The sequence below is a fragment of the Nostoc sp. DedSLP03 genome (assembly GCF_034530815.1).
Lineage (GTDB): Bacteria > Cyanobacteriota > Cyanobacteriia > Cyanobacteriales > Nostocaceae > Nostoc.
Genome location: NZ_JAVRCK010000002.1, coordinates 70868 through 95357, shown reverse-complemented (window position 1 = coordinate 95357; position 24490 = coordinate 70868). Strand labels below are relative to the sequence as shown.

24 protein-coding genes, 1 tRNA gene and 1 pseudogene are annotated in these 24490 nt (G+C 43.6%); 13 read left to right on the top strand and 13 right to left on the bottom strand.

Translation table 11 applies throughout. The features are described from left to right. Positions 1–120: 120 nt before the first annotated feature. The 3 genes and pseudogenes from RM368_RS01550 to RM368_RS38670 form a co-directional block, all read right to left on the bottom strand. Positions 121–1419 (bottom strand): pitrilysin family protein, encoded by a 1299-nt coding sequence (locus tag RM368_RS01550; protein ID WP_322692408.1) that lies wholly within the window; start codon positions 1417–1419, stop codon positions 121–123. A gap of 335 nt (positions 1420–1754) precedes the next feature. Further along, positions 1755–1928: a hypothetical protein gene (locus tag RM368_RS01545; RefSeq protein WP_322692407.1), complete on the bottom strand. Its 174-nt coding sequence runs from the start codon at positions 1926–1928 to the stop codon at positions 1755–1757. 4 nt (positions 1929–1932) lie between these two features. Beyond that, positions 1933–2163: pseudogene (locus tag RM368_RS38670) on the bottom strand (DUF3011 domain-containing protein); the annotation flags it as partial. A gap of 171 nt (positions 2164–2334) precedes the next feature. Here RM368_RS38670 and RM368_RS01540 point away from each other — a divergent pair. Next, positions 2335–2622, top strand: coding sequence for a hypothetical protein (locus RM368_RS01540; RefSeq protein WP_322692406.1), 288 nt, complete (start codon positions 2335–2337; stop codon positions 2620–2622). 581 nt (positions 2623–3203) lie between these two features. Here the strand turns inward: RM368_RS01540 and aspS are convergent. Next, a complete protein-coding gene (gene aspS / locus RM368_RS01535) occupies positions 3204–4991 on the bottom strand; it encodes an aspartate--tRNA ligase (RefSeq protein WP_322692405.1) in 1788 nt (595 codons plus the stop codon). 262 nt (positions 4992–5253) lie between these two features. Between aspS and RM368_RS01530 the strand changes: the two genes are divergently transcribed. Then, positions 5254–6717 carry an APC family permease gene (locus RM368_RS01530; RefSeq protein WP_322692404.1) on the top strand — a complete coding sequence of 488 codons (1464 nt, stop codon included), beginning with the start codon at positions 5254–5256 and terminating at the stop codon, positions 6715–6717. An 87-nt stretch (positions 6718–6804) separates the two neighbouring features. On the opposite strand, the gene RM368_RS01525 is transcribed toward RM368_RS01530, so the two are convergent. The 3 genes from RM368_RS01525 to RM368_RS01515 form a co-directional block, all read right to left on the bottom strand. Then, a complete protein-coding gene (locus tag RM368_RS01525) occupies positions 6805–6993 on the bottom strand; it encodes a hypothetical protein (RefSeq protein ID WP_322692403.1) in 189 nt (62 codons plus the stop codon). A 103-nt stretch (positions 6994–7096) separates the two neighbouring features. Continuing rightward, a complete protein-coding gene (locus RM368_RS01520) occupies positions 7097–7750 on the bottom strand; it encodes a hypothetical protein (protein ID WP_322692402.1) in 654 nt (217 codons plus the stop codon). A gap of 146 nt (positions 7751–7896) precedes the next feature. After that, positions 7897–8166 carry a hypothetical protein gene (locus RM368_RS01515; RefSeq protein ID WP_322692401.1) on the bottom strand — a complete coding sequence of 90 codons (270 nt, stop codon included), beginning with the start codon at positions 8164–8166 and terminating at the stop codon, positions 7897–7899. Positions 8167–8314: 148 nt separating this feature from the next. On the opposite strand from RM368_RS01515, the gene RM368_RS01510 reads away from it, so the two are divergent. Both RM368_RS01510 and RM368_RS01505 read left to right on the top strand, forming a co-directional pair. Continuing rightward, the gene (locus RM368_RS01510) at positions 8315–8998 is read left to right on the top strand and encodes a response regulator transcription factor (protein ID WP_322692400.1); all 684 of its coding nucleotides are present in this window, start codon (positions 8315–8317) and stop codon (positions 8996–8998) included. Then, positions 8995–10533, top strand: a complete 1539-nt coding sequence (locus tag RM368_RS01505) for a sensor histidine kinase (protein WP_322692399.1) — start codon at positions 8995–8997, stop codon at positions 10531–10533. Before RM368_RS01510 ends, RM368_RS01505 begins: the two co-directional genes overlap by 4 nt. A gap of 355 nt (positions 10534–10888) precedes the next feature. Here RM368_RS01505 and RM368_RS01500 read toward each other — a convergent pair whose 3' ends face one another. Further along, entirely contained in the window at positions 10889–11218 is a 330-nt protein-coding gene (locus RM368_RS01500; RefSeq protein WP_322692398.1) for a hypothetical protein, read from the bottom strand. 16 nt (positions 11219–11234) lie between these two features. Continuing rightward, the gene (pyrE, locus tag RM368_RS01495; protein ID WP_322692397.1) at positions 11235–11858 is read right to left on the bottom strand and encodes an orotate phosphoribosyltransferase; all 624 of its coding nucleotides are present in this window, start codon (positions 11856–11858) and stop codon (positions 11235–11237) included. Between the two features lie 106 nt (positions 11859–11964). Between pyrE and RM368_RS01490 the strand changes: the two genes are divergently transcribed. Then, positions 11965–12399, top strand: coding sequence for a hypothetical protein (locus tag RM368_RS01490; protein ID WP_322692396.1), 435 nt, complete (start codon positions 11965–11967; stop codon positions 12397–12399). Positions 12400–12596: 197 nt separating this feature from the next. Here the strand turns inward: RM368_RS01490 and RM368_RS01485 are convergent. Continuing rightward, a tRNA-Ile gene (locus tag RM368_RS01485) sits at positions 12597–12669 on the bottom strand. A gap of 296 nt (positions 12670–12965) precedes the next feature. On the opposite strand from RM368_RS01485, the gene RM368_RS01480 reads away from it, so the two are divergent. Further along, on the top strand, positions 12966–13667 hold the full coding sequence (locus RM368_RS01480) for a hypothetical protein (protein ID WP_322692395.1): 702 nt from the start codon (positions 12966–12968) through the stop codon (positions 13665–13667). A gap of 147 nt (positions 13668–13814) precedes the next feature. After that, on the top strand, positions 13815–15254 hold the full coding sequence (locus RM368_RS01475; protein ID WP_322692394.1) for a hemolysin family protein: 1440 nt from the start codon (positions 13815–13817) through the stop codon (positions 15252–15254). Positions 15255–15367: 113 nt separating this feature from the next. Here the strand turns inward: RM368_RS01475 and queC are convergent, their stop codons facing one another. Beyond that, positions 15368–16045 (bottom strand): 7-cyano-7-deazaguanine synthase QueC, encoded by a 678-nt coding sequence (gene queC, locus RM368_RS01470; RefSeq protein WP_322692393.1) that lies wholly within the window; start codon positions 16043–16045, stop codon positions 15368–15370. 338 nt (positions 16046–16383) lie between these two features. On the opposite strand from queC, the gene RM368_RS01465 reads away from it, so the two are divergent. The 6 genes from RM368_RS01465 to rdgB all read left to right on the top strand — a co-directional run bounded on the left by RM368_RS01465 (position 16384) and on the right by rdgB (position 22999). Beyond that, entirely contained in the window at positions 16384–17466 is a 1083-nt protein-coding gene (locus tag RM368_RS01465; protein ID WP_099102323.1) for a Gfo/Idh/MocA family protein, read from the top strand. Between the two features lie 465 nt (positions 17467–17931). Next, the gene (locus RM368_RS01460) at positions 17932–18564 is read left to right on the top strand and encodes a DedA family protein (protein WP_322692392.1); all 633 of its coding nucleotides are present in this window, start codon (positions 17932–17934) and stop codon (positions 18562–18564) included. A 239-nt stretch (positions 18565–18803) separates the two neighbouring features. Continuing rightward, positions 18804–19967 carry a ParM/StbA family protein gene (locus RM368_RS01455; protein WP_322673703.1) on the top strand — a complete coding sequence of 388 codons (1164 nt, stop codon included), beginning with the start codon at positions 18804–18806 and terminating at the stop codon, positions 19965–19967. 5 nt (positions 19968–19972) lie between these two features. Continuing rightward, entirely contained in the window at positions 19973–20452 is a 480-nt protein-coding gene (locus RM368_RS01450) for a plasmid segregation centromere-binding protein ParR (protein WP_322692391.1), read from the top strand. A gap of 446 nt (positions 20453–20898) precedes the next feature. Further along, the gene (locus tag RM368_RS01445) at positions 20899–22335 is read left to right on the top strand and encodes a phosphoglucomutase/phosphomannomutase family protein (RefSeq protein ID WP_322692390.1); all 1437 of its coding nucleotides are present in this window, start codon (positions 20899–20901) and stop codon (positions 22333–22335) included. Positions 22336–22414: 79 nt separating this feature from the next. Continuing rightward, positions 22415–22999 carry an RdgB/HAM1 family non-canonical purine NTP pyrophosphatase gene (gene rdgB / locus RM368_RS01440; protein ID WP_322692389.1) on the top strand — a complete coding sequence of 195 codons (585 nt, stop codon included), beginning with the start codon at positions 22415–22417 and terminating at the stop codon, positions 22997–22999. 118 nt (positions 23000–23117) lie between these two features. Here rdgB and RM368_RS01435 read toward each other — a convergent pair whose 3' ends face one another. Both RM368_RS01435 and RM368_RS01430 read right to left on the bottom strand, forming a co-directional pair. Continuing rightward, a complete protein-coding gene (locus RM368_RS01435) occupies positions 23118–23456 on the bottom strand; it encodes a P-II family nitrogen regulator (RefSeq protein WP_012410794.1) in 339 nt (112 codons plus the stop codon). Between the two features lie 359 nt (positions 23457–23815). Continuing rightward, positions 23816–24421 (bottom strand): hypothetical protein, encoded by a 606-nt coding sequence (locus tag RM368_RS01430; RefSeq protein ID WP_322692388.1) that lies wholly within the window; start codon positions 24419–24421, stop codon positions 23816–23818. Positions 24422–24490 lie beyond the last annotated feature (69 nt).

The following is a 24490-nucleotide window of genomic DNA, read 5'->3' as shown; positions in this document are numbered from 1 at the left end:
GAATGGGGAGCAGAGGAGCAGAGGAGCAGGGAAGTAGAGGAGCAGGGGAAGCAGAAGAGATAATAATTCCTGACAAATGACAAATGACAAATGACAAATGACCAATGACCAATGACAAATTTACGGCTTGACAAAAACTACACCATAAGCATCTGGAGATAGATAATCTTTGGCTGCTTGCATCAAGTCTGTTGCATCTTGGCTCTGAACGATCGCTGGGTAGTTAAAGGCGGGTTCCAAATCTCCCACCAAAGATTGATAATAACCATACAACCCAGAGCGATCGCTTGGTGTTTCGTTGCCAAATATAAATTTGTTAGCTACTCGTTGCCGTATACGGGCAATTTCTGATTCTGTTATCAACTCTGTCTGTAGTTTGCTAATGTGTTGAGCGATCGCATCTTCTACAACTGGTAAATTTTCTACTGCGCATTTAGCGGAAATATAAAATACTCCTTGTAGCTCGTTGCTCATGTTGCTCACGGAAATTGAAGAAACTAATCCCCGTTCCTCCCGTAAATCCCTCACCAGTCTTGATGTCCGTCCGTGTCCCAAAATTCCTGCTAAAACATCCAATCCATAGGTACGATCTAACTGAGTCATTCCGGGAACCCGCCAAACCATTACTAGTCTTGCTTGTTGCAGACTTTCATCGAGAAATTCTCGACGAACAATTTCTGTAAATGGTGATTCAGGATTCAGTGACGAGTGGGCACAGACGCGATTAATCGCGTCTGTAGTGGGCAATGGAGAGTTGCGAGTAACTTTTGTAAATCCTTCCGCAACTGTTGCAATTAATTCTTCCACGGGCAAATTGCCCACAGCCACAGCCGTAATTGACTGGGGTTGATACCAATTAGTATGAAAATCTCGCATCTGCTGGGGTTTAAGTCCGGCAATCACCGATTCTGGCCCCAATACCGCACGGCGATAGGGTAGATAATCAAAAGCTGTCTCCATCGCCCGCCGATATGTACGCCGCTGGGGATTATCCTCTGAACGCCTAATTTCTTCTAAAACTACCAATCGCTCGCGTTCAAAAGCATCATCAGGAATACTCGCATTCGATACTACATCTATTTGTAGTGGCGCCAGCTCAGCAAAATCTTTGGGGGCAGTAGTTATATAGTAATGAGTATAGTCTTGGCTAGTAGCGGCATTAGTAACAGCACCCCGTTCTTCAATTCGACGTTCAAACTCGCCGCTTGCCAGTCGTTCTGTTCCTTTAAAAATCATGTGTTCTAAAAAGTGAGCCATGCCGTTAATCGCATCAGGTTCGACAGCAGAGCCAACTTTTATCCATAAGTTGAGGTTTACGGCTTCAACTGGCATTTGCTCGGCAATGATTGTCAAACCATTGGGCAATAGATGCAGCGTTGGAGCATTGAGACGGGGAAGTTTCCGCAGGGTTGAGGTCATTGCTACTTGTGTGTGAGGAGCGATATTACTCTCTTATCTTATCTGCGACTATAAAATAAACACTGCGATCGCTTCTCTACAAAAAAAGAAGCGATCGCATTAGCAAGATACACAAAGAAGACTTGACAGCTTGTGTACTTCATCAACTTGAAATTAGCTGTATATACCCGAAACATCTATCCAAAGTTTTTAAACGCTGGATAAATGCCAACTACACACGCACTCGAAAGCAATGTTTGATTAACATACATAGAAATCAATACCCTCTTAGAGTTGATAAGGGCTTTACTTATAAAAGTTAGCAGAAGTAAGTTTCTTAATTTCTGCTTAACTATCTATATTGATGCAATACCCAGTCTCCTATCTGTCATATCTGTCATATCTATCGTTTCGATCGTATCTGTCATATCTGTCGTTTCGATCGTATCTGTCATATCTGTCGTTTCGATCGTATCTGTCATATCTGTCGTTTCTGCGATCGCCAACTGAAAACTCAGCTCGGCAACCATTTTTCACCCAAATACGATTTCTCCGATAGCCCCAATTTCCTCTACAACTGGTGTTAGACAATTGCCTAACAAGCCTCACTCTGCCTCTTGCATTTACCGAACAAGTATTCCTTCGATTATTTTGGCTTGCACAAGTTATTATCTCGTCAGCTGAAGCTGGGGTAGCAATACTCAAAAGTGTACCTATACTAAGACTGGCCGCGACAAAGGTCGCAGCAATTGTGGGAAGGCGCATAATCATAATAAAATGCTAGATTTCTTCCAAATCTCAGAAACAAAAACTATAGTAATTCTAGCAAATTGCATTCAGAGCCAATGAATAAATCAGATTAAATGCAAAAAAAATTTGCACTTTTAACTTCATCAAAGACAACAGCTTCTATCAAGCACCTAAGCATTGCAAGGGGTGGAACTATTCTTGTGCTACAATATCTATTTCAATCGTTATTCAAAAATTGATACTATTAATTTTTATAAAGCTTTAAGAGGTAAAAAACTATCTAGTTCAATTGGAGATATTACATTTACAACCCATTATGTTGGGGAATTAATTTTAACTTCAGGAAGATTAGTAGCTTGCGCTCCACTTGCTTTTTCTAATAGTGAAGCTTTTCAAAAGTCTTTACCAATTGCTAAATATTCTGTTTTCTTAATTGTTGCTCTGTTAACTCTGTCACTGAGTTTTGAATATTAAAATAACGTGAGTTCGACGAGTGCTATTTTGACCTCTCCCCCAGCCCCTCTCCTACCAAGAGCTACGGTGTACACACATCTCTAAAAATCCTACCCACCCAATATTTCTGTTCAAGTGAAAGTCCCACACTGAGCAAATATCCCGCCCGGAACTAAAGTTCCGGGCTGATAAGCGAAAGGCTTCTAAAAGAAGACTAAACAAGAAATTTAGTTTAGTCTTCTTTTAGAAGCCTTTCGTTATGAGACTTGGAATTTATTCCGAGGCGGGATAGATACACTGCACCAACACTTGTGTGTACACCGTAGCCTACCAAGAGAGGGGAGCAAAAAGCTTCTAATCTTGTTACTCCTCGCTCTCCTAAAAGGCGAGAAAGGCTGGGAGGGAGAGGTCTGTCGAACTCACGTTACAATAATCAAATTGCAGTTGGATTATACAAGTAGTACTCCAACTCAAAGAGCGCAAAGGATTTGTTTTGCTTCCAAAACACTGGGTAATAGAGCGCACCTTGGGTTGGCTTGTTTGGTATTAGCAATGAAACAAACGATATTGCTGTTTATGCCGCCTAATTGGATAAAGTCGAGTTAAGACTTTGGTTTATAAGTCGAAGCAACGTGTAATTCTTTCAACTGTTTAGCATCTACACTTGAAGGCGCATCTGTTAACAAACAACGTGCTTGTTGTGTCTTCGGAAATGCAATGACATCCCGAATTGATTCTTCGCCAGCTAGCAACATTACTAAACGATCTAAACCGTAGGCGATGCCACCATGCGGCGGTGTACCATATTCAAATGCTTCTAAGAGAAAGCCAAATTTACTTTGTGCTTCTTCAGGAGATAACCCGATCGCTTCAAACACTTGCTGTTGAATTTCTCGCTGATAAATCCGCAGACTTCCGCCACCAATTTCTACACCGTTGAGTATCAAGTCGTAAGCTTGGGCGCGTGCAGTTTTTAAGTCGCTCAAATCATCAGGATGTGGTGCTGTAAACGGATGATGTAGTGCTTCTAGGCGCTTTTCGTCAGCATTCCACTCGAACATCGGGAAATCTGTAATCCACAGTAAGTTGATTTTTTCGGGATCGATTAAGTTAAATTCTCTAGCGATCGCTTGTCGTAATCTATCTAAAGTTTTATTAACTGTAACAGCTTCCCCTGCCCCAAACAATAGCAAATGTCCAGCTTTAGCACCTGTACGGCGCAAAATTTCTTGTTTTTGTTCTTCGCTTAAGTTGTCTTTAATCGCGCCAATAGTATCAATTTCGCCATCATCCCTGACGCGGATAAAAGCTAAACCTTTAGCACCGGCTTCGCTAGCTTCTTTAAATAAATCGCCACCTGGTTTAATACGGACATTAGAAATTACATCGTTCCCGTTGGGAATGGGCAGAATTTTGACGATACCACCATTGGTAACAGTATCCCGAAAGACTTTGAAACCAGAGTCTTTGACGATATCTGAGACATCAACTAATTCCAAACCATAGCGTGTATCTGGTTTATCACTACCGTAGCGTTCCATCCCCTCAACATAAGTGAGACGGGGGAAAGGGCGCTGTAACTCAATGCCTTTAACTGTTTTGTAGATATGGCAAATTAAATTCTCATTTAGTTCGATAATTTCTTCTTGGGACATGAAGCTCATTTCCATGTCCAACTGCGTGAATTCTGGTTGTCTGTCGGCGCGTAAGTCTTCGTCACGAAAGCAACGGGCAATTTGATAATATCTATCTAAGCCGGATACCATCAGTAATTGTTTAAATAACTGGGGTGATTGCGGCAAAGCATACCACTCACCAGGATTGACGCGACTGGGTAGAACATAATCCCGCGCTCCTTCTGGGGTAGAACGGGTAAGGATTGGGGTTTCGACTTCGATAAAACCTTCCAAATCTTCTAAATAACGACGCATGGCTTTGACAATCTGATGACGCAGTTGCAAATTTTGCGCCATACGTTCGCGTCGCAAATCCAAATAACGATATTTCAGCCGTAAGTCTTCTCGTACTGTTTCGGTGTCAGCTACAGAAACTTGGAAAGGTAACTGTTTGCGAACAGCATTGAGTAGTTCAATTTTATCAGCGTAAATTTCTACCTCGCCTGTGGGGATGCGGGTATTCAACGATTCTTCGGGACGTTGTGTTACTCTACCAGTAATTTCGACAACATATTCATTTCGCAGGGCGTTCGCATATTCGTAAGAATCTGGGGTGCGTTGCGGATCGCTGACGATTTGGACAGTTCCAGAGCGATCGCGTAAATCTAAAAATATTACACCACCATGATCGCGGCGACGGTCTATCCATCCGTAAAAGGTAACAGTTTCTCCAATATGTTCTTTTCGGAGTTCGCCGCAATAGTGAGTTCGCATAAGTCTTAGTTATTGTTTCCGGGCTAGATTGGCAAGAAAATGTCAAAGCCTTCCCATTATCTAGCATCAATAGTAATTGTAGTAGTTCTGGTGAAAGAAAAAATCAAATAATCTCACACTATCAGGACTTATGCATTCACAGACTGATAATAATGCGTATTTGAGATTGGTGTAGTCTACTCACAGGATTTGGAGAATAAGTTGCGCTCATTTTTCCATTCATGGATGATAAGCAGTATTAGCAAATAAACCACTCTTGGATATGACACCTGCGACAAATTCTTCAAACGAATCCCCGAAGCTGCAACGCAATACGCTGCAATTGCGCCATGCGATCGTCATGGCAGTCGCTGCGATGTCTCCGGTGGGTGCCATCTTTTTTAATACCATTCCACAAGCGGGACTCGTCGGTGCAGCAATGCCGTTGTGCTACATCATTGGTTTTGGGGTGGCTCTGCTGGTTGCTCATCAAATTAGCATACTTGCAGCCGAGTTCCCCACAAGTGGCTCATTGTATACCTTTGTGACTCAAGGATTAGGAGTGCGCTGGGGCTTTCTTGCTGGCTGGTTGAGTTTAATTTCCTTTGGTGTCGCTATTGCCTTTGTCTTTCTAGTAATGAGTGCAAATTTTCAAGATTTGTTGCTGCACTGGTTTGGCGTACACCTAAACTGGACATTATGGTATTGCTTGTTCGCTTTGATCGTCGGAGCAGTGTGTTATCGCGGCATTCGCTTCTCGCTGCAATTGGATCTGACGCTATTGATGTTTGAACTTGGCGTTTGTCTGTTGCTCGCGCTCATCGTGTTCATCCAAGCTGGTAAAACCGGACAACTGACGCTCGTCCCCTTCACGCTGACAGGGTTACCACAGCAGAGCAACCTGGTTAACGGTGTCATTTTGTCCATCCTCAGTTTCGTCGGGTTTGAATCTGCAACCACGTTGGGTGAAGAAATTCAAAACCCCCGCCAGTCAATTCCAAAAGCGACGACGATCACCCTAGTCTTAGTCGGCGTGTTCTATGTGCTGATGTCATATGTGGCAACGGTGGGATATGGCATTCATAATATGGCAGCCTTTGCCCAAGATGCTGCCCCCTTCGATACGATCGCGCGTCACGTTTGGGGGAATGGGTTTGCCTTATTGATTGATTTTGCCGGAATTATGGCTGGATATGCCTGTGCCGTTGCCTTTCTCAACGCTGCTGCTCGGATTGTCTATGCCATAAGTCGAGAAGAACTATTTCCCCGTTGGTTGATGCACATTCATCCCACCTATCACACACCGACAAATGCCATTCTCGCGTTGTGTGGCAGTTCTGCGGTGGGACTGGGGTTGGGAATGCTGTGGACACCGATTCAGGCGTTTGCCTTTCTGGGCACAGTTTTAACGCTCGCTGCTCTAGCGATCTATGGATTGACTAGTTTGGCGTGTTTTCGATATTTTTCGACAAACCGCCGCGCTCGGTTGGAACAAAACTCTACGATTCGCTTTGGTTGGTTGCGTTATGTTCTGCTACCTTGGCTCTCGATCATCGCGATTAGTGGTGTTATAGTTGGCACTCTTTATCCCCCTCCACCAGCACCGCTTTACTTAGCACCAGTTGTCGTCTTAATTTGGCTATTTATAGGCATTGGAGTGTTAAGGTTCCTGCAAACTCACAAACCCGAAGCTATTCGTCAGGCAGGTAGATTATTTGTCGTTGATGAAACTGAAACCCTCAGTTAGAAAAATGTACTACAGCCTCTTAATAAAAAGTAAAGACTTAGTACAATTTTGCGTAAAAGCGTAACGTTTTTAATACAGAGGGATACATTAACAATGCAGCCGACGCATTAACATTGTATCGGGATGCAATGACATTGCGGGGGCACGCATTGGCATTGTATCGGGACGCATTAACATTGTATCGGGATGTAATGGCATTACAGAGCGACGCATTAACATTGTATCGGGATGCAATGGCATTGCAGAGAGACGCATTAACATTGTATTGGGATGCATTGGCATTGCAAGGTATTGCTTTTCTTTAATTCGCTACGAATTAATAAAATGCTGTTCTTACTACAGGATTAACTTTTTGTTAATGCGTAAGTCCTATATTCAGCTATTTTGGTTGATTAGGACGATTTTCTTGGGGAGAGGCTCCGCCATCGCCAGGAGGATGAGGTGGAACACCTAGTGCATCGATCAACTGTTGTTCAGTGACACCCAGCTTTGCTGCTGCGGCTTTAAAATCAGGTCTGGGTGGGCGTTGATTGCGATCGCCTGGATTTGGTGGATTGGCTGGGACTCCCAATGCTGCCTTTAACTGGGCTTCTGTAACTCCTAATTTGGTTGCTGCGGCTGCAAAATCAGGTCTGGGTGGGCGTTGATTGCGATCGCCTGGATTTGGTGGATTGGCTGGAACTCCTAACGCCGCCTTTAACTGGGCTTCTGTAACTCCTAATTTGGTCGCTGCGGCTTTAAAATCAGGTCTGGGTGGGCGCTGATTGCGATCGCCTGGATTTGGTGGATTGGCTGGAACTCCCAACGCCGCCTTTAACTGTGCTTCTGTAACTCCTAATTTGGTCGCTGCGGCTGCAAAATCAGGTCTGGGTGGACGCGGCCGTTCGTTTGATGGTTCGTTGGGCGGTTGTTGCGCCTGTGCAATTCGCTCGAATTGATTAGCAGCATTTGCTTGATTGAGTGAAAGAAAACCAAATGTGCCAACCAAAACAGGAATCGCTGTTACTACTAGTACTCTACGAATATTCATCATTAAATCTCCAAAGGTTTATATTTCTAATTAAGTCTTCTCAAAATAACAGTTTGCCCTGTTTCTAAATTACAGTTTTGTAATTTAGAAACAACAATACTCTGACGAGATCGCCGCTGAGGGCAAGGCAAAATGCAAGGGTGTATAAATTAACGGTTATTGCGTTCTACCCGGTTTTGAACTGCTTCTTGATTATGAGGTTGGGGACGTTGGGGAGTACGCTTTTTCTGATGTGGACGGGGTTTAGAATGTCTGACTTGTGGTTTTTTCTCAGATATTTCTGGTTTGTTGGGCTGTTGTGAAATCTCGGCGTTCCGATGAGGTGGATTAGCGGCATTTGCCTGATTGGGTGCAACAAAACCGAATGTACCAATCAAAAAAGGAATTGCGGCTACAGCTAAGACTCGACGGATATTCATAAAAATCAACCTTTAAAAGCTGGGGTGTTCATATTTCTAATTGAGCCACCTCAAAATTACAGCTTTCCTATTTTCTAAATTACAGTTTTGTAATTTGAATAAAAAATAATGAATTTAGAATAGAAGAATATATGAATTAATAAATGCTGTGAACGTTCTGTTTGTTGAAGATGAAGCGAAAATTGCTAACTTTGTCCGGGCTGGATTAAAGGAGCAAGGATTTGTTGTAGACTACTGCGATAACGGTGATGACGGATATCTGCGGGCATTAGACAACGAATATGATGCGATCGTACTCGACATTATGATGCCGGGAAAAGATGGACTATCGATTCTAAAACTATTACGGCGGCAAGGTCGGAATGCTCCGGTGATTTTGTTAACGGCTCGGAATGAACTAGACGATCGCTTGCAAGGGTTAAATTTAGGAGCGGATGACTATATCGCTAAACCGTTTTTTGTGGAAGAGTTAGCGGCTCGAATTCATGCGGTTGTGCGCCGGAGTGTGAGCGATCGCCAAAATCTACTTTGCGTTGGCCCGATCAAACTCGATCGCATCACCAGAGAAGTCACTTGTAATCGCCAAGCGATAGAACTCACCAGCCGCGAGTTTAATCTTCTAGAATATCTCATGCGTTCTCCCGGACGGGTTTTCACTCGTACCCAAATTTTGGAACACGTTTGGGGCTATGACTTTAACCCTAATACCAACGTTGTGGATGTTTGTATCCAGCGAATTCGTAAAAAGATTGATCCCCTTGATGAAGCAGTCTGGATTGAAAGCATTCGAGGGGTTGGATATCGATTTCGCAAGCCAGATTCATCATCATGAAACTTCGTTCGTTTCGACTCCGCATTGCTCTGTTGTCTGCGGCTCTAGCTGGCAGCACATTAGTCGGATTTGGCGCGGTTTCCTGGTTTCAGATTTACAATGCTAAGATTAGCCGCCTGGATGCAGAACTATTAAATCACTTGATGCGGGAAACTCCGAACTTCCCTCCACGAGAGGAACCTCCCGCTAGCGCAGCCTCTCCCAGAAGAGAAAACTCACGCGAGCGATCGCGATGGCAGTTTTACGAAGATTCATTATCTTATTCCTTCGGAACCAATACAAAAACCCCTGTTGCCCTGGTGGTGCTGGACGAAAACAACAACATACTTTATCAATCAAACTCCCTACCTACCGACCTTGAGATCGATCGTCTGTTGCTGAAGCGTCTTGAATTGACACCTCTACCACCGTCCCCGAAGAGAGAACCACCACCTTTACCCTCCACTACCAATCCATCCTTCGAGCGGCCACCACTGATTCGTCCACGCCCACCTCAATTTGTTACCCAGCAGACAACAACAGCAGTCTGGCGGATTGGGGCAGCTAAATTTCCCAATGCTCAGATTGCCATTGCCGTTAGCTTGCAAGCCGTAGATCGAGATATGGCTACTATTCGCAATATCTTCCTGGTTTCAATTCCGGGAGCGCTGCTGTTGGTTGCGGTGGGAGCATGGTTAGTTTCTGGTGGTGCTTTGCGTCCCATCCGGCAATTAACGGGTGTAATTCAACAGGTAACTGTCAAAGGGCTAGATCAGCGAATTCCCATTGGCACAACTGATGTTGAATTTGTCGAACTCATTCAAGTGTTTAACCTGATGTTGTCACGCTTAGAACGGAGTTTTACCCAAGCTTCCCGCTTTAGTGGTGACGCGGCTCATGAACTAAAAACCCCACTAACTATTTTGCAAGGCGAACTAGAACGAACACTCCAACAGGTCGATCCCGGTAGTGAAGTACAACAGCGCTTAAGCAATTTGTTAGATGAGGTGCGCCGCCTGAGTGGAATTGTGCGAAAACTCTTGCTGCTATCTCTGGCAGATGCCGGAAAAATGAGCTTGTATCTGGTTGACGTAGATATGTCTGAGTTGCTGATGGAGATGCTAGAAGATGTGGAAATGCTAGCTCCCCATTTAATTGTGGAAACTGACTTTACTGATGGGTTGCGGGTAAAAGGCGATCGCGATCTTTTAATTCAAGTTTTGCAAAACCTATTTAGTAATGCAATTAAATATAATCTCGCCAACGGCTGGATACAGATTCGCGCTCATCAAACTCCAACAACTCTCTACGTCACCATTGTCAATTCATCAAAAGATATTCCCCTAAGCGATGCCTACGGCGCACGTGAACGTGAACGCGATCGCATTTTTGACCGATTTTATCGCGGCGATCCCTCACGTAACCGCAAGGTAGAAGGAATCGGACTAGGACTGAGCCTAGCCCGAGAAATTGCCAGGGCACATCGTGGCGACCTTACCCTTGATTTAACCCCTTCTGGTCAAACAGCATTCACCCTCACCTTACCGATGAAGTAATCTCTCTTTTGTTACTACAGGAAGTGGAAAAAGTAATACCAATTTAAAAAAAGAATGCGACAAATACACCATTTATAGAGACGCGATTCATGAGCCAGCGCGTTGCGGGGGTTCCCCCCGTTGTAGTGACTGGCGTCGCGTCTTTACCCAAGAATGTGTTGCAATCATTAATTGAATCGGTATAAGTACAATACCGCCTTTGAAAGAGCGATCGCGTAGTTCACACTTAAATCATAGTTTCTTACCAATGGCTTTTAGATGACTACAATAGCTAATTACACAAACCCTCTTGAAAAGTTTTTCAGGAGGGTTTTTTTGATTTATTTAGAGCGATCGCGCAAGCTTATTGCATTGGTTAATTCAAAGCATCAGCGATCTTAATCCCAAGGTGCTGCAATGCTTTTTCTTTGACAAATTCAGCTGCACTACGAGCCGATTCCGCCAAAATAGTATCAGTGTTTGGAGTCAACTTCAGCGCTCCTCCCAGATATCCCAAAGCTTTGCAGTAATCATCAGTTAAGTTGGTAGATGCCAGTCTCTTTACAGTTTGATAATCGCCACTCTGAAAAGCTGTTAACGCTTTGTGGTGTAAATCATTTTCTGGCTTTCCTAGTACTTCAAGAATTGCGCTCACAGCTTTATCAACTTTTTCTTGTGTTAGTTCTGTGGATACTGTTGCTTGCATATTTATCTCCTTTTGTTCATGAATTTGCAAGTTGTCGGTAGCGTTCTTGAACTTCCTGAATCGAAAACAAAGTTTCAAACTTCAACCCCGCTGACTCGTACAACTCACCTCCCCCTTGTTGTCGATCTACCAGTGAAATTACTTGATTTACGGTATAACCTGCATCTTTAAGACGCTCAACCGCTTTTAGAGCAGATTGCCCAGTTGTGACTACATCTTCCAAAACTACTACTTTTGCGCCCTCTGGTAAACTGGGGCCTTCTATATAAGCTTTTGTTCCATAACCCTTGGCTTCCTTGCGAATAATCAGCGCTGGTATTGGGCGGTTTTCATAAACAGAAACTATACTCACTGCTGTCACAATTGGATCGGCTCCCATTGTTAAACCACCTACAGCCTGTGTATCTACAGGTAATAAAGGAAATAATAATCGTCCGACTGCTAAAGCACCTTGAGGATGGAGTGTTACCTGTGTCTTATTGACGTAATAAGAACTACGCAGCCCAGAAGATAAGAGAAAATCACCCTCTTGATAAGCAAGTTGGCAAAATAAATCTAGTAACTTGTGGCGTAAAGTGGTTAACTCAGAAGTGGTTGCCCAAATATCTGAGTTGGTAAGAGTTTCAGTAGGATACGTCATTACAAAACATTAAAAGTTGTGCTACACCAAAGGTTGAACTCATCAGAGTTCTGAACTTCAGCATAAATTAAGATTCGCCTAAAGCAAAAGTTGAGGAGTCAAAAACGTGCGTATAAAATTTAAAACCTTTAGTGGTTTATTGTTGCTGCTTGCTGCTGGTATTGCTTTTCCCTCTATTGCATCTGCCCAAACGGCAACACCCAATTCTGAAACTATGAATGATGTATTTGAACGAGCTTATTTTCGTCACGATCGCAATTTCTACGAAAATAGTAGCAGCCTCAAGCGTCAGCTAGACTCATTTTTCGGATCTGGTTCTAGTTTCGGTGGTTCCTTCCCAGAAAATGAAATTGCCCGCGACGCTAACTTGGTTAATACTTTATATCATGATGCCCTGACTCAGCAAGTTGGCAACGATCCTTATATTCGTACTCCTGATTTACCAAATCCTTATGACACATCGTTGCTCGTGTCTCCTCGCTATAGCAACAAACTTAAAGTAGGAACAGAATTCAGGTTTGAAACTTTACCATCTCGGTAAGATTGGGGAGTGGGGCAGTTATTGCAGGGGGCAGGGGAGCAGGGTGCAGGGGGCAGGGAGATGAGGGAGATGAGGGAGACAAGGGAGACAAGGAGATAAATAAAACTCCTAACTCTTGTACAGACGCGATTAATCGCGTCTCTACTTCTAACTAAGCACTCCTAATGCCCTTCTATTACTATTTTTTGATGATTCAGTGCGCCCTGCTGGAATCGAACCAGCCTGAAGACGAATTATGAGTTCGTTGCCTCCCCAATCGGCCAAAGGCGCTTGTTTTTTGGGTTGTGGGTTGCTACGAGAAAATTACTTCAACTCTTAGGTCAACCTAATTTACTAATTTTAGAGCGAGCAAAATACCTCGCACACTGAGTTTAGCCAATTCCATGAATATAGCACAAATTTACCACGTGTGAATACTGGACAATAGTTTATTAGATTTTTATACTACATAATTTGATCATAGATATAGTGCAAACTAATATTGATTAAGTTCCTTTAAGGATTGAGGTCAAAAGCTTCACTATTCTTAAATAGACCAGCATTCTTATTGTGATAGCTTGTCAGCGATGAAAATAAATTCTACTGTACTTCTTACTTTGATTTTGTTAATTCTGATGATGGGAGCAGGTTCTGTGAGCGCGTTTTTGGGCTTTGAACTGGGGAGTTCAGCACTTAAAGGCGTGACTACACCAGATGGGCGTCCTACAACCAAATTTGCCAGTAATAAGGCAAATAGCTCTCAACAGGGAGGGCTAGTACTATTAAAAGAGGAAGAAATTCTGAAAATAGTCAAGGCGCGAATTGAGGGTAAGACTAAAGCCGCTAAATCGGAAAAGCCCGAAGAAGATGATGAAGAAACCAATAGCAGCAAGCAGAAGCCAGAGGAAAAACCCCCAGAAGTAGTTGAAGAAAAGCCCCTACCAGGTTTTCCGGTTACTGCCCAAAGTCAGGGTGTAACAATGACTGTGCAATCTGCTCGTTACTCTGGTGGTGATTTACTACTGAAAGTGAAAATGCAGAATAAAGGTAAGGATTCTGTGCGCTTCTTGTATAGTTTTTTAGATGTTACTGATGACAAAGGACGAACCCTGAGTGCAAGTACAGAGGGTTTACCAACAGAATTGCCTGTAAATGGGCCAGCATTTTCAGGTACAGTGAGCATTCCTACAGCTTTACTTGATGATGTCAAGAAAATATCACTTGCTCTGACTGATTATCCCGCTCAACAATTGAAGCTAGAGGCATCGAATATTCCTGTAGAAAGGTAGGAGAGGACTGGGGGCTGGGGACTGGGGACTGGGGACTGGGGACTGGGGACTGGGGACTGGGGACTGGGGACTGGGTAATAGGAAATAAATATTTAGGAATATTTTTTCATTACCTAATACCCAATACCCAGTCCCCAATCCCCCTAAATGGAGGGCGTGAGTTTTACACGAGCTTTGGTGGTGAGTGGTTTTCCTAATTTAAGTTTGATAGAAGTGGCGCTGCGGTTGTTATCAGTGTTACTACTGATTGCCATAAATGCCTTTTTTGTAACGGCGGAGTTTTCGATGGTGAGCGTGCGGCGATCGCGTATTCACCAGCTAGTTAAGGCTGGGGATATTCCCGCGATCGCTGTAGAAATGTTACAACGCAGTATTGACCGACTGCTATCTACCACCCAGTTAGGCATTACCCTCTCTAGTTTGGCACTGGGATGGATTGGTGAAAGTACGATTGTTGTGCTGGTGAAGGCCTGGTTGAGATCCTGGCCTTTACCCAGTGGGATGACTACCTTCCTCGCCCATTCCCTATCAATTCCGATCGCCTTTTTCTTAATTGCCTATTTGCAAATTGTGATCGGAGAACTATGTCCCAAATCCTTAGCCATGCTGTACTCAGAACAGCTAGCGAGGTTTTTGGGGCCTTTGGTAAAAGCGATCGTGCGTTTTTTTGGCCCCTTCATCTGGATTCTTAACCAATCAACTCGTTTTTTATTAAGGATTTTTGGCATCCAATACACAGGCCAAGGCTGGCGACCGCCTGTAACTCCCGAAGAATTACAACTGATTATCTCTACAGAATGGGGGTCTACTGGGTTACAGCGTGCAGAGCGAGAATTGCTCAATAATGTCTTTGAGTTTGGGGATGTCATGGCGCAAGATGTGATGATCCCGCGCACCAGTATTATCACACTGCCAAAAGATGCTACCTTCCAGACATTACTCAGGGAAATGGCTTCTACTGGTTACTCTCGCTATCCGGTGATTGGTGAATCTTTAGACGATGTTCGCGGTATTGTTTATTTTAAAGATTTGGCACAACCTTTGGCAGTCGGAAACCTCAGTTTAGAGACACAGATCCAACCTTGGATGCGTCCCGCCCGGTTTGTTCCAGAACACACGCCCTTGAGTGAACTTTTGCCCATGATGCAGCAAGAGAAACCCGCTATGGTGATGGTAGTGAATGAATTTGGCTCGACTGTGGGACTAGTGACAATCAAAGATGTGATTGCCGAAATTATTGGCGATTCCAGCGAACCTGAGAGCAATGACGACTTGCTAATTCAGATGTTAGATGAGCATAAATTTTTAGTGCAAGCACAAATCAACCTTGAAGACCTCAATGAAGTTTTGCATCTCAATTTGCCCCTGACCAGAGAATACCAAACACTAGGGGGCTTTTTGCTGTATGAGTTACAGAAAATTCCGGCCAAAGGCGAAATCTTTTGTTATCAAAATTTTGAATTCACCGTGATCTCAATTGTTGGCCCACGCCTGCATCAAATTCAACTGCGACGGTTAGAGGAAGAGGGGCAGAGGGGCTGGGGAGCAGGGGAGCAGGGGAGCAGAGGGGCTGGGGATAATAACTAATGACAAATGACAAATGACCCTTCGGGTTCGCAATTGCTCATGGGGGAAACCCCCTTGGCGCTAGCCTCTCCCTTTGGGAGAAGACCGCACTGGCTCACCAATGACAAATGCCTCTACTGTGCATACGCCACTGGATCGACAAGTCCCAATTCGGCAAAAGCTGCTAGCCGTAAGCGACAAGAATCACACACACCACAGGCAACATCTCCACCTGTGTAGCAAGACCAAGTTAATTCCCAAGGAACTCCCAATTGATCCCCCAGTTGGATGATTTCGGTTTTTTTCAGGTTGATTAGGGGTGCAACAATCTTAATTGGTTGTCCCTCACGCCCTTGTTTGGTTCCCAGGCGAAAAACTTCCTGCATTGCTTGGATATAGTCGGGGCGACAATCAGGATATCCTGAGTAATCGAGGGCATTAACGCCGATATAGACGCGCTCTGCGGCGATCGCTTCGGCATAACCAAGAGCAAAGCTTAAGAATATGGTATTACGAGCCGGAACATAAGTGACAGGAATATTTTGAGACATTTCATCCAGCGATCGCTCCTGGGGTAAATCAATGGCATTATCAGTAAGGGCCGAACCGCCCCATTGTCGTAAGTCAAAGTTAACTACCTGATGTTTTGCGATCGCAGCTTTTTGAGCGACACTGAACGCTGACTGTAACTCTCGTCGATGTCGCTGCTGGTAATCAAAGGAAATAGCATGACATTCACAGCCATCAGCTTGAGCTTTGTACAGAATTGTGGAAGAGTCCAATCCCCCAGATAACAAAATTACAGCTTTCATCTCGGTTGCAAATTTTGGATTTCAAATCACCGCATCAAACCTTAACAAGACGCCAGAAAGCGATGCCAAGGAGAATTTATACTTAAGTTTTACTGAAAGGTTTAAAGTTAATAAAAATACATATATTTTTGGAGAAAGTGCAAAATCCAAAGCAAACTCGAAATATCTATACAAAAGATATTTAGATTACGGGAACCGATCGCAAACTTTGAAATTCTTCATAAACATAGGCTCTATGTTACCATCTGGATGGTTTTAGACGGATCGTAACCGGCTTTCGAGTATAAACGCCAACGGCCGTAGCGTCTCTAAATTTGGTGGTTGAGGAGAGAATAATAGTGCAAAATAGCATGTCAGTGGCAGAACCGAATCCATATACACAGCGCAACCAGCCACGACCAATCCGCATAGGCGTGATTGGAGTGGGTAACATGGGACAACACCACGCTCGCGTGCTGAGTTCAATGAAAGATGTTGAACTAGTCGGAGTGGCAGATATTAACGTCGAGCGAGGATTAGAAACTGCCAGCAAGTACAAGGTGCGTTTTTTTGAAGATTACTGCGATCTGCTACCCCTTGTGGAAGCAGTTTGTGTAGCTGTTCCCACCCGTCTGCACTATGCCGTGGGCATCAACTGTCTGTTAGCGGGAATTCATGTTTTGATTGAAAAACCGATCGCAGCCAGTATTTCTGAAGCAGAGTCTTTAGTAAATGCCGCAGCTGAGTCTGGGTGTATCCTGCAAGTAGGCCATATTGAGCGTTTTAACCCAGCTTTTAAAGAACTGAGCCAAGTTCTAAAAACAGAGGAATTGCTGGCGCTAGAAGCCCACAGAATGAGTCCTTACTCAGATCGAGCAAACGATGTTTCAGTTGTGCTGGATTTAATGATCCATGACATCGACCTACTTTTGGAATTAGCTGCTTCCCCAGTCACAAAATTGACTGCTAGTGGTACTCGCTCCCTAGACTCTGGTTATTTAGATTACGTAACCGCCACCTTGGGGTTTGCCAATGGTATTGTTGCTACTCTGACTGCTAGTAAAGTTACTCACCGCAAAATTCGCCGAATTGTCGCCCATTGCAAAAATTCATTTACTGAGGCAGATTTTCTCAAGAATGAAATTTTGATTCACCGCCAAACGGCTGCCAATTCTCTCACCGACCACCGACAAGTACTTTACAGGCAAGATGGTGTAATTGAAAAAGTCTACACCAGCAATATTCAACCCCTAAGTGCAGAATTAGAACATTTTGTCAACTGCGTACACGGTGGCAATCAACCCTCAGTAGGTGGCGAACAAGCTCTCAAAGCCTTGAGACTCGCGAGTTTAATTGAGCAGATGGCGCTGGAAGATCGAGTTTGGAATCCCTTAGACTGGCAATCGGAACCAAGGGTACAATCTTTGACCCCCACAGTCTAGAAGAATAGGAGACAAGGGGGACAAGGGGGACAAGGTGAAATTTTCTCCCTTCTCTCCCGGTGCTACCCCACAGTCTCAACTTCAGCAGAAAACCTAGAATATGTTTTTAAATTTGCCATCAAATCTTTAGATCCTTCCTAGTCCCTTTAAAAAAGCAGGCTAAGGGGGATCTAAAAAATTAGAAAACAAAACCTAGTAGTTCGTTTGATTAATTTTGTGAGGTTTGTAGTGAGCGATAAATCGTTCAATCTCAAAGGTAGAGCTACTTACGAACTTTTATAACTCTCAACATTAATGAAACAGACACCTAGCTTCTACTTGTCTGACTCTGTTTTTCGGTTGTGATGGCAATTTTTAGTGCAGCCAAATTCCCTTGACTGTAGCAAGCGAGAATAATTACCCTTTAAAAAAGCTAAAGCTGAATTTAGCAACAAGACTAGTCCAGCAATTTCAGGAATTGACTCAATGCTTGAATGGATAACTAATACTATCAACTATTTTGGCTATTGGGGAATCGCCTTACTAATGTTTTTAGAGAACCTTTTTCCCCCCATTCCTTCAGAATTGATTATGCCACTGGCTGGATTTACAGCAAGTCCATATCAACCAGGAGAGGCAAAGCTGAATATTATTGGTGTATTTTTCGCAGGACTTTTGGGTTCTGTATTGGGCGCACTTATTTGGTACTATCCGGGTAAGTTTTTGGGTGAAATCCGTTTGAAAGCTTGGGCTGACAAGTATGGCAAATGGCTAGCTATATCCAGTAAAGATATTACCAAGGCCAAAGAGTGGTTTGACCGACAAGGTAGAACAGCAGTATTAATTGGTCGTCTTGTGCCAGGAATCCGCACCTTGATTTCTGTTCCCGCAGGTATTAGTAATATACCTTTGCTACCATTTTTGGTTTACACAACATTAGGTAGCGCTGCTTGGGTGGGTTTGTTAACATACTCAGGATACATATTGGGTAGTCAGTATGAACTTGTGGACAAGTACCTTGCTCCTGTATCTAAAATCGTACTTGGCGGTTTGGTTCTAGCATTTGTTTTCTGGATACTCAAGCGCCAGTTAAGACGCACTAGACGCACTAGAAGATGAAACACAAACGCTTTTGGTTTGAAAGCAGTGAAAGCAGGGGTTACATCTGGCCAAAATTCGCCTACACTATGCCAAATAATACTAGATGTGCGTTGGCAGAGCTTACCAGAGGTATCGCCGGAATTAATTTTTGGCGTATTTCTAGCTACACTTGACGCAACCTAGAATTTCTGGTTGCTCGCATTTTTGTAAGATGAGCATGACAACTTTTTACAGTTAAGTTTGAACTAGGAGCTTTCATGACAGACCAACCTTCCGCCGCTACCCCTATAAATGCTGCTGCTATACCCATGAATAGGCAGCCTTTAGCATCGACTCCCATAAATGCTGTTAATAATAATCCTCCCACTAGCAAGCCAGCCGGTGGTTCTGGGAAAACCATTCTCAGTGTTGATTTAGGTAGAACTTCCACAAAAACTTGTGTGAGTCGCGAACCAGGCAGTGTGGTGTTCGTACCTGCCAACGTCAAGCAGATGTCAATCGAACAAGTACGCGGTGGTGTTTTTGAAGCCAGGGCTACTGACCCCTTAATGGATTTGTGGCTGGAGTATCAAGGAAACGGATATGCTGTTGGTCAACTAGCAGCCGATTTTGGGGCAAATCTAGGAGTTGGACAATCTAAGGTAGAAGCTGCACTGGTAAAAGTTTTAGCAAGTGCTGGTTACTTCAAACTCAGAGACGATATCTCAGTTGTACTGGGTCTACCTTTTCTTTCCTTAGAGCAATTTGAAAAAGAAAAAGCACAATTGATTAGCCAAGTAGGTGGCCCTCATGTGTTGAACTTCCGAGGCGAATCTGTGTCGTTGAACGTCAGTAAGGTATGGGTAATGCCAGAAGGCTACGGCAGCCTGTTATGGTCTGAAGCTCAACCCAAGAAAAACCCTGGTAGTCCTGATTTTACAAAAATATCGGTGGCGATCGTCGATATTGGTCATCAAACCGTCGATCTTTTGATGGTAGATAACTTCCGTTTTGCCAGAGGTGCTTCTAAGAGCGAAGACTTCGGGATGAATAAGTTTTATGAATTGGTGTCTGCCGAAATCGAGGGAGCAGATAGTCAATCTCTAGCACTGATTTCTGCTGTCAACAAACCCAGAGGTGAACGCTTTTACCGTCCTAAAGGCGCTAGCAAGCCCACCAACCTAGATGATTTTCTTCCCAACCTTACAGAGATGTTTTCACGTGAAATCTGTAGCCGTGTGCTAGCCTGGTTGCCAGAACGCGTCACTGATGTGATTCTGACTGGTGGGGGTGGTGAGTTTTTCTGGGACGACGTTCAACGTCTACTCAAAGAAGCAAAGATTAATGCTCATTTAGCAGCACCTTCCCGTCAGGCGAATGCTTTGGGGCAGTATATTTATGGAGAGGCACAATTATCCTCCAATCGCGCTGCTAGGGCATAAAGCTGATGTTCCAATGGTCAAAAAAGGTAGTTAAATCCGTCACGTTCAACCCAGAGCTTGCTGATGAAAGCTTGTTAGCGCAAGTAGAAAGTTATTTGGAAAAACAACCAGACAAGACTTTCAGCGATCTCTGTAAAGAAGCCTTGTGGCAATCTTTATGTGTACCGGAAACTGTACAACCTGCTCCACAAACGGCAGTAAACACACCGATCGATCAACAAATCGGTGAACTGCAACGTCAAGTGGCTGGACTTGAGGAACGTTTTTTTGCCAAGGGATCTAATCGTTTGGAGACGATGGAACATCATCTACTGCAACTTTCTCAACAAGTTGCACAACTGGCGCTCATAGTCAACGATCGCTCGTTTGTTCCGTCTCCAACTCAATTAGAAGTAGTAAATAATACTTCTTATACTGTTGCTACCCCTCCTCAAGAGGTTGACCCCGTAATCAGTCGCCTTAGTCAGTTTCTCGATGATTTTTAAGGAAAAATCAAGTTTGTGAGCAGTTTTTGCTCATGTTAACAATCCTTAATAGTTAATACTATTAAGGATTATTAATGTTTATATTTTTTAGAAATGCGATCGCGTCTATTCAAGTTATACAAAGCGATATCCATTCACCAATCTCCTCACTAGACAACTAGCCAAAGCCCAAATAACCAAAACATTTCTGAGTAACCATTTAGCGCTCTTTTATTACTCTTAAAAAATCAAATATTTATAGGTTGGGTTTAACTTTGTTCAACTAAAAAAATCAAAGATTCTTAGTGTTTGGTTTTGTTCCTCTACCCAACCTACCCCTAAATTTTAAAAAATTAATCACAAATTTTGTATTGAATATTTTTAGTACATATTTTTACTAGATTCTTTTTTTACTTTATACACTGTATAAATGCTAGAATCCTCAAGTAGACAGTTAGGATACTTAGATGCCAGTTGTAACTAACTCAATCAAGTTTGGTACAGACGGCTGGCGGGGCGTTATTGGTGACGAGTTCACCTTTGAACGCCTAGCCCTGGTCGCGCCAGTTGCCGCAAAAGTATTATATGATACATATTTTCCTACAGTGGGTAGCCGGACAATAATTGTCGGTTACGATCGCCGATTCATGGCCGAAGACTTTGCTCGTGCTGTCGCCGATTCTGTCACATCTGTCGGCTTTGATGTGCTACTGAGCGAAACTTATGCGCCAACCCCAGCTTATAGTTGGGCAGCAAAACAACTCAATGCTTTAGGGGCGCTGGTAATTACAGCCAGTCATAATCCGGGAGCATATTTGGGTTTAAAAGTCAAGGGTTATTTTGGTGGTTCGGTACCGCCAGAAGTGACCAAAGAAATAGAAGCGCAGTTGTCGGTTGGAGTACCATTAGCAGCAACTCCAGGTAAGCAAGAGAAATTCGATCCTTGGCCTAGCTATACTCAAGCGCTAGAAGGTAAAGTTGATATCGCCAAACTTCGAGAAGCGATCGCCTCTGGTAAATTAACGTTATTTGCCGATGTGATGCATGGTGCTGCGGCTGGTGGATTGGCGAGACTACTAGGCAATCAAGTCAAAGAAATCAATAGCGATCGCGATCCCCTTTTTGGAGGCGGTGCGCCGGAACCATTGCCGAAATACCTTTCAAAGCTATTTGAAGTCATCAAGGCTCACCGAGAAACCGATAAATCGGGTTTAACAGTGGGGTTGGTATTTGATGGAGACTGCGATCGCATTGCAGCAGTCGATGGAGAAGCCAACTTCCTAAGTTCTCAAGTATTAATCCCGATATTAATCGACCATTTAACCCTGCGGCGCGACTTTAAGGGTGAAATAGTTAAAACTGTTAGTGGTTCCGACTTGATGCCGCTTGTAGCAGCACTACATAACCTGTCAGTATTTGAGACAGCAGTTGGTTATAAATATATTGCCGACAGAATGTTAGTCGCAAAAGTGTTACTGGGTGGGGAAGAATCGGGAGGTATCGGCTATGGTAGCCATATTCCCGAACGCGATGCACTGCTGTCAGCATTGTACGTACTAGAGGCGATTGTAGAATCTGGTTTGGATTTAGGGGAGTATTATCGCTACTTGCAGAAACAAACAGGATTTATCTCAGCATACGATCGCATTGATTTACCCTTAGCAAATATGGAAGTGCGATCGCGTCTTTTGCAACAACTGCAAACCCAACCCTTAACGGAAATTGCAGGGAAAGTAGTAATTGATTGCCAAACAATTGACGGCTACAAGTATCGTTTAGCTGATAAAAGCTGGTTAATGATTCGCTTTAGCGGGACTGAGCCAGTTTTACGCCTGTACTGCGAAGCCTCGACAATTGAGCAAGTGCATCAAACTCTTGCTTGGGCGAAACAGTGGGCAGAGTAGAATTAGTTATTAGTCATTAGTCATTTGTCCTTTGCAAGTGACTAATGCCCCATGCCCAATGCCCCATGCCCAATGCCCCATGCCCAAATTACTCGTAGTAGCCACAGGAAATCCAGGTAAGTTGCGGGAAATGCAAGCTTACTTGGAAAATTCTGGTTGGGAATTAACCCTTAAACCTGAAGAGTTGGAAATTGAAGAGACGGGCGAAACTTTTGCCGCTAATGCTTGTCTAAAAGCGTCACAAATTGCTAAAGCTACAGGAAACTGGGCAATTGCTGATGATTCAGGCTTGCAAGTAGATGCCCTAAATGGCGCACCAGGAGTTTATTCTGCACGTTATGCCAAAACCGACTCCGAACGCATTGCCAGGATACTCAAAGAATTAGGCAACGAGGTAAATCGGCAAGCTCAATTTGTTTGTGCAGTAGCGATCGCTCGTCCTGATGGTGCGATCGTATTAGAATCTGAAGGTGTTTGTCGCGGCGAAATTCTCCACGCACCTCGTGGTGATAGTGGTTTCGGCTACGATCCAATTTTTTATGTGCAAGAGTTGCAATTAACTTTTGCTGAAATGACACGGGAGTTGAAGAGGTCAATTAGCCATCGAGGCAAGGCTTTTACAGCTTTACTTCCGCAACTGGAGAGAATTAAGAGACGCGATTAATCGCGTCTGTACAACAGTTAAGAGTAGAGACGCGATTAATCGCGTCTGTTAGAAGTTATGAATTCTGCTAAATCTTCATTCATTAGTCTTGACTCATAACTCTTAACTCATAACTTTTTTAAACTGCTTCTGTGTTCTTTTCGCCAGTGCGAATCCGAATCACTTGCTCAACAGGCGAGATGAAAATTTTACCATCGCCGATTTCACCAGTGCGGGCAGCAGCAATAATTTTGTCTACCACCATATCAACCTGATTGTCGTCAACGACGATTTCCACTTTGAGTTTTTGGAGAAACTCAACGGTGTACTCAGAACCACGATACCGTTCAGTTTGACCTTTTTGCCGTCCGAACCCCCGGACTTCAGAAACAGTCATGCCAACAATACCAGCGTTAACTAAAGCAATTTTCACCTCATCTAGCTTAAATGGGCGGATAATAGCTTCTACTTTTTTCATCTTCTTGACTCCTGACTTCTACTAGCTTCGTTTATATATCTAACCAGATCCGCTGTCCGAAGCTGTAACTAGCAGTGCTTTTCCTAAAAAATATGTAATAATTACAACTTTTTTAAAGTGTAAGTGCTTTACTTGAGGGTTTATGACATAACAAGCAGCAAGGATTTATTTATTGGATAATCTTTGAGGTTCTAACATCAAGAAGTTGCTGTCAATTTAGCATTTTATGTAGCTTTTATAACCTAAAATAGCTTGTTTCCACCATTTAGCAGATTTGTTCAGATATTTAGAGAGCGATCGCAGCTAAATTATACGCTAGCCCGAAAGCCTGCAACTGCTGCTGACTATGGGAATGTCAACTAATGTTTCTGATGTTCAAACAAGGGACGCACAACGAAATATCCAGCACTAAAGGCAGTCAGCATGATTAACAAGATGGTAATAATTAACCACCAGCCATTGAGTCCCTTGACATCTGGCTCAGGAGTGGAATAATAACTGACTTGTTGCTCTTCGATAAAAACTGGTTCTGATATCGGAAAATTCATTGCCATTACAGGTGCAGAAAAGTCCTGGCGGCTTTTTTTAGCTGGTTGTTTGGACACAACAGATGAACGCGAACGAGAAACCTGCTGAGGTGAACGCGCTTGTGTTACTGGCTGTTTGGCAACACTTTTAACGTCACCAGAAGCTTGGTTAGCTTGGGGATAATTAGCTGTAGCATGGGAATCGACAAAATTTTGCAAACGAGAAAAAGACTCAACGACTTTGGTAATTTCTTGGCGTAATAGTTGATTTTCTTGTACTAGTTGCTGGTTTTGGGTGGTGAGTGCATTTAGCCTCGCCTGTGCTGCTTGCAGCTCTGTTGACAATTCCCTGTATACAGATAGTGGTACAGAGGGAGGATAGGCTTGAGTAGTCGGTGTTGGCGAATTTCTGTGAACAGAACCTATGGTTGTTCGCATCGGGGGCTTGGTATTAAAAATCAAAGTAATTAGATCGTACAGAGATGCTAACAGAGATAGTCACCCCTG

Coding starts and splice junctions, on each gene's coding strand:
- RM368_RS01550 (WP_322692408.1), bottom strand. CDS start 1,419: ATGACCTCAACCCTGCGGAAACTTCCCCGTCTCAATGCTCCAACGCTG.
- RM368_RS01545 (WP_322692407.1), bottom strand. CDS start 1,928: ATGGTTGCCGAGCTGAGTTTTCAGTTGGCGATCGCAGAAACGACAGAT.
- aspS (WP_322692405.1), bottom strand. CDS start 4,991: ATGCGAACTCACTATTGCGGCGAACTCCGAAAAGAACATATTGGAGAA.
- RM368_RS01530 (WP_322692404.1), top strand. CDS start 5,254: ATGACACCTGCGACAAATTCTTCAAACGAATCCCCGAAGCTGCAACGC.
- RM368_RS01525 (WP_322692403.1), bottom strand. CDS start 6,993: ATGCATCCCAATACAATGTTAATGCGTCTCTCTGCAATGCCATTGCAT.
- RM368_RS01520 (WP_322692402.1), bottom strand. CDS start 7,750: ATGATGAATATTCGTAGAGTACTAGTAGTAACAGCGATTCCTGTTTTG.
- RM368_RS01515 (WP_322692401.1), bottom strand. CDS start 8,166: ATGAATATCCGTCGAGTCTTAGCTGTAGCCGCAATTCCTTTTTTGATT.
- RM368_RS01505 (WP_322692399.1), top strand. CDS start 8,995: ATGAAACTTCGTTCGTTTCGACTCCGCATTGCTCTGTTGTCTGCGGCT.
- RM368_RS01500 (WP_322692398.1), bottom strand. CDS start 11,218: ATGCAAGCAACAGTATCCACAGAACTAACACAAGAAAAAGTTGATAAA.
- pyrE (WP_322692397.1), bottom strand. CDS start 11,858: ATGACGTATCCTACTGAAACTCTTACCAACTCAGATATTTGGGCAACC.
- RM368_RS01480 (WP_322692395.1), top strand. CDS start 12,966: ATGAAAATAAATTCTACTGTACTTCTTACTTTGATTTTGTTAATTCTG.
- RM368_RS01475 (WP_322692394.1), top strand. CDS start 13,815: ATGGAGGGCGTGAGTTTTACACGAGCTTTGGTGGTGAGTGGTTTTCCT.
- queC (WP_322692393.1), bottom strand. CDS start 16,045: ATGAAAGCTGTAATTTTGTTATCTGGGGGATTGGACTCTTCCACAATT.
- RM368_RS01460 (WP_322692392.1), top strand. CDS start 17,932: ATGCTTGAATGGATAACTAATACTATCAACTATTTTGGCTATTGGGGA.
- RM368_RS01455 (WP_322673703.1), top strand. CDS start 18,804: ATGACAGACCAACCTTCCGCCGCTACCCCTATAAATGCTGCTGCTATA.
- RM368_RS01450 (WP_322692391.1), top strand. CDS start 19,973: ATGTTCCAATGGTCAAAAAAGGTAGTTAAATCCGTCACGTTCAACCCA.
- RM368_RS01445 (WP_322692390.1), top strand. CDS start 20,899: ATGCCAGTTGTAACTAACTCAATCAAGTTTGGTACAGACGGCTGGCGG.
- rdgB (WP_322692389.1), top strand. CDS start 22,415: ATGCCCAAATTACTCGTAGTAGCCACAGGAAATCCAGGTAAGTTGCGG.
- RM368_RS01435 (WP_012410794.1), bottom strand. CDS start 23,456: ATGAAAAAAGTAGAAGCTATTATCCGCCCATTTAAGCTAGATGAGGTG.
- RM368_RS01430 (WP_322692388.1), bottom strand. CDS start 24,421: ATGCGAACAACCATAGGTTCTGTTCACAGAAATTCGCCAACACCGACT.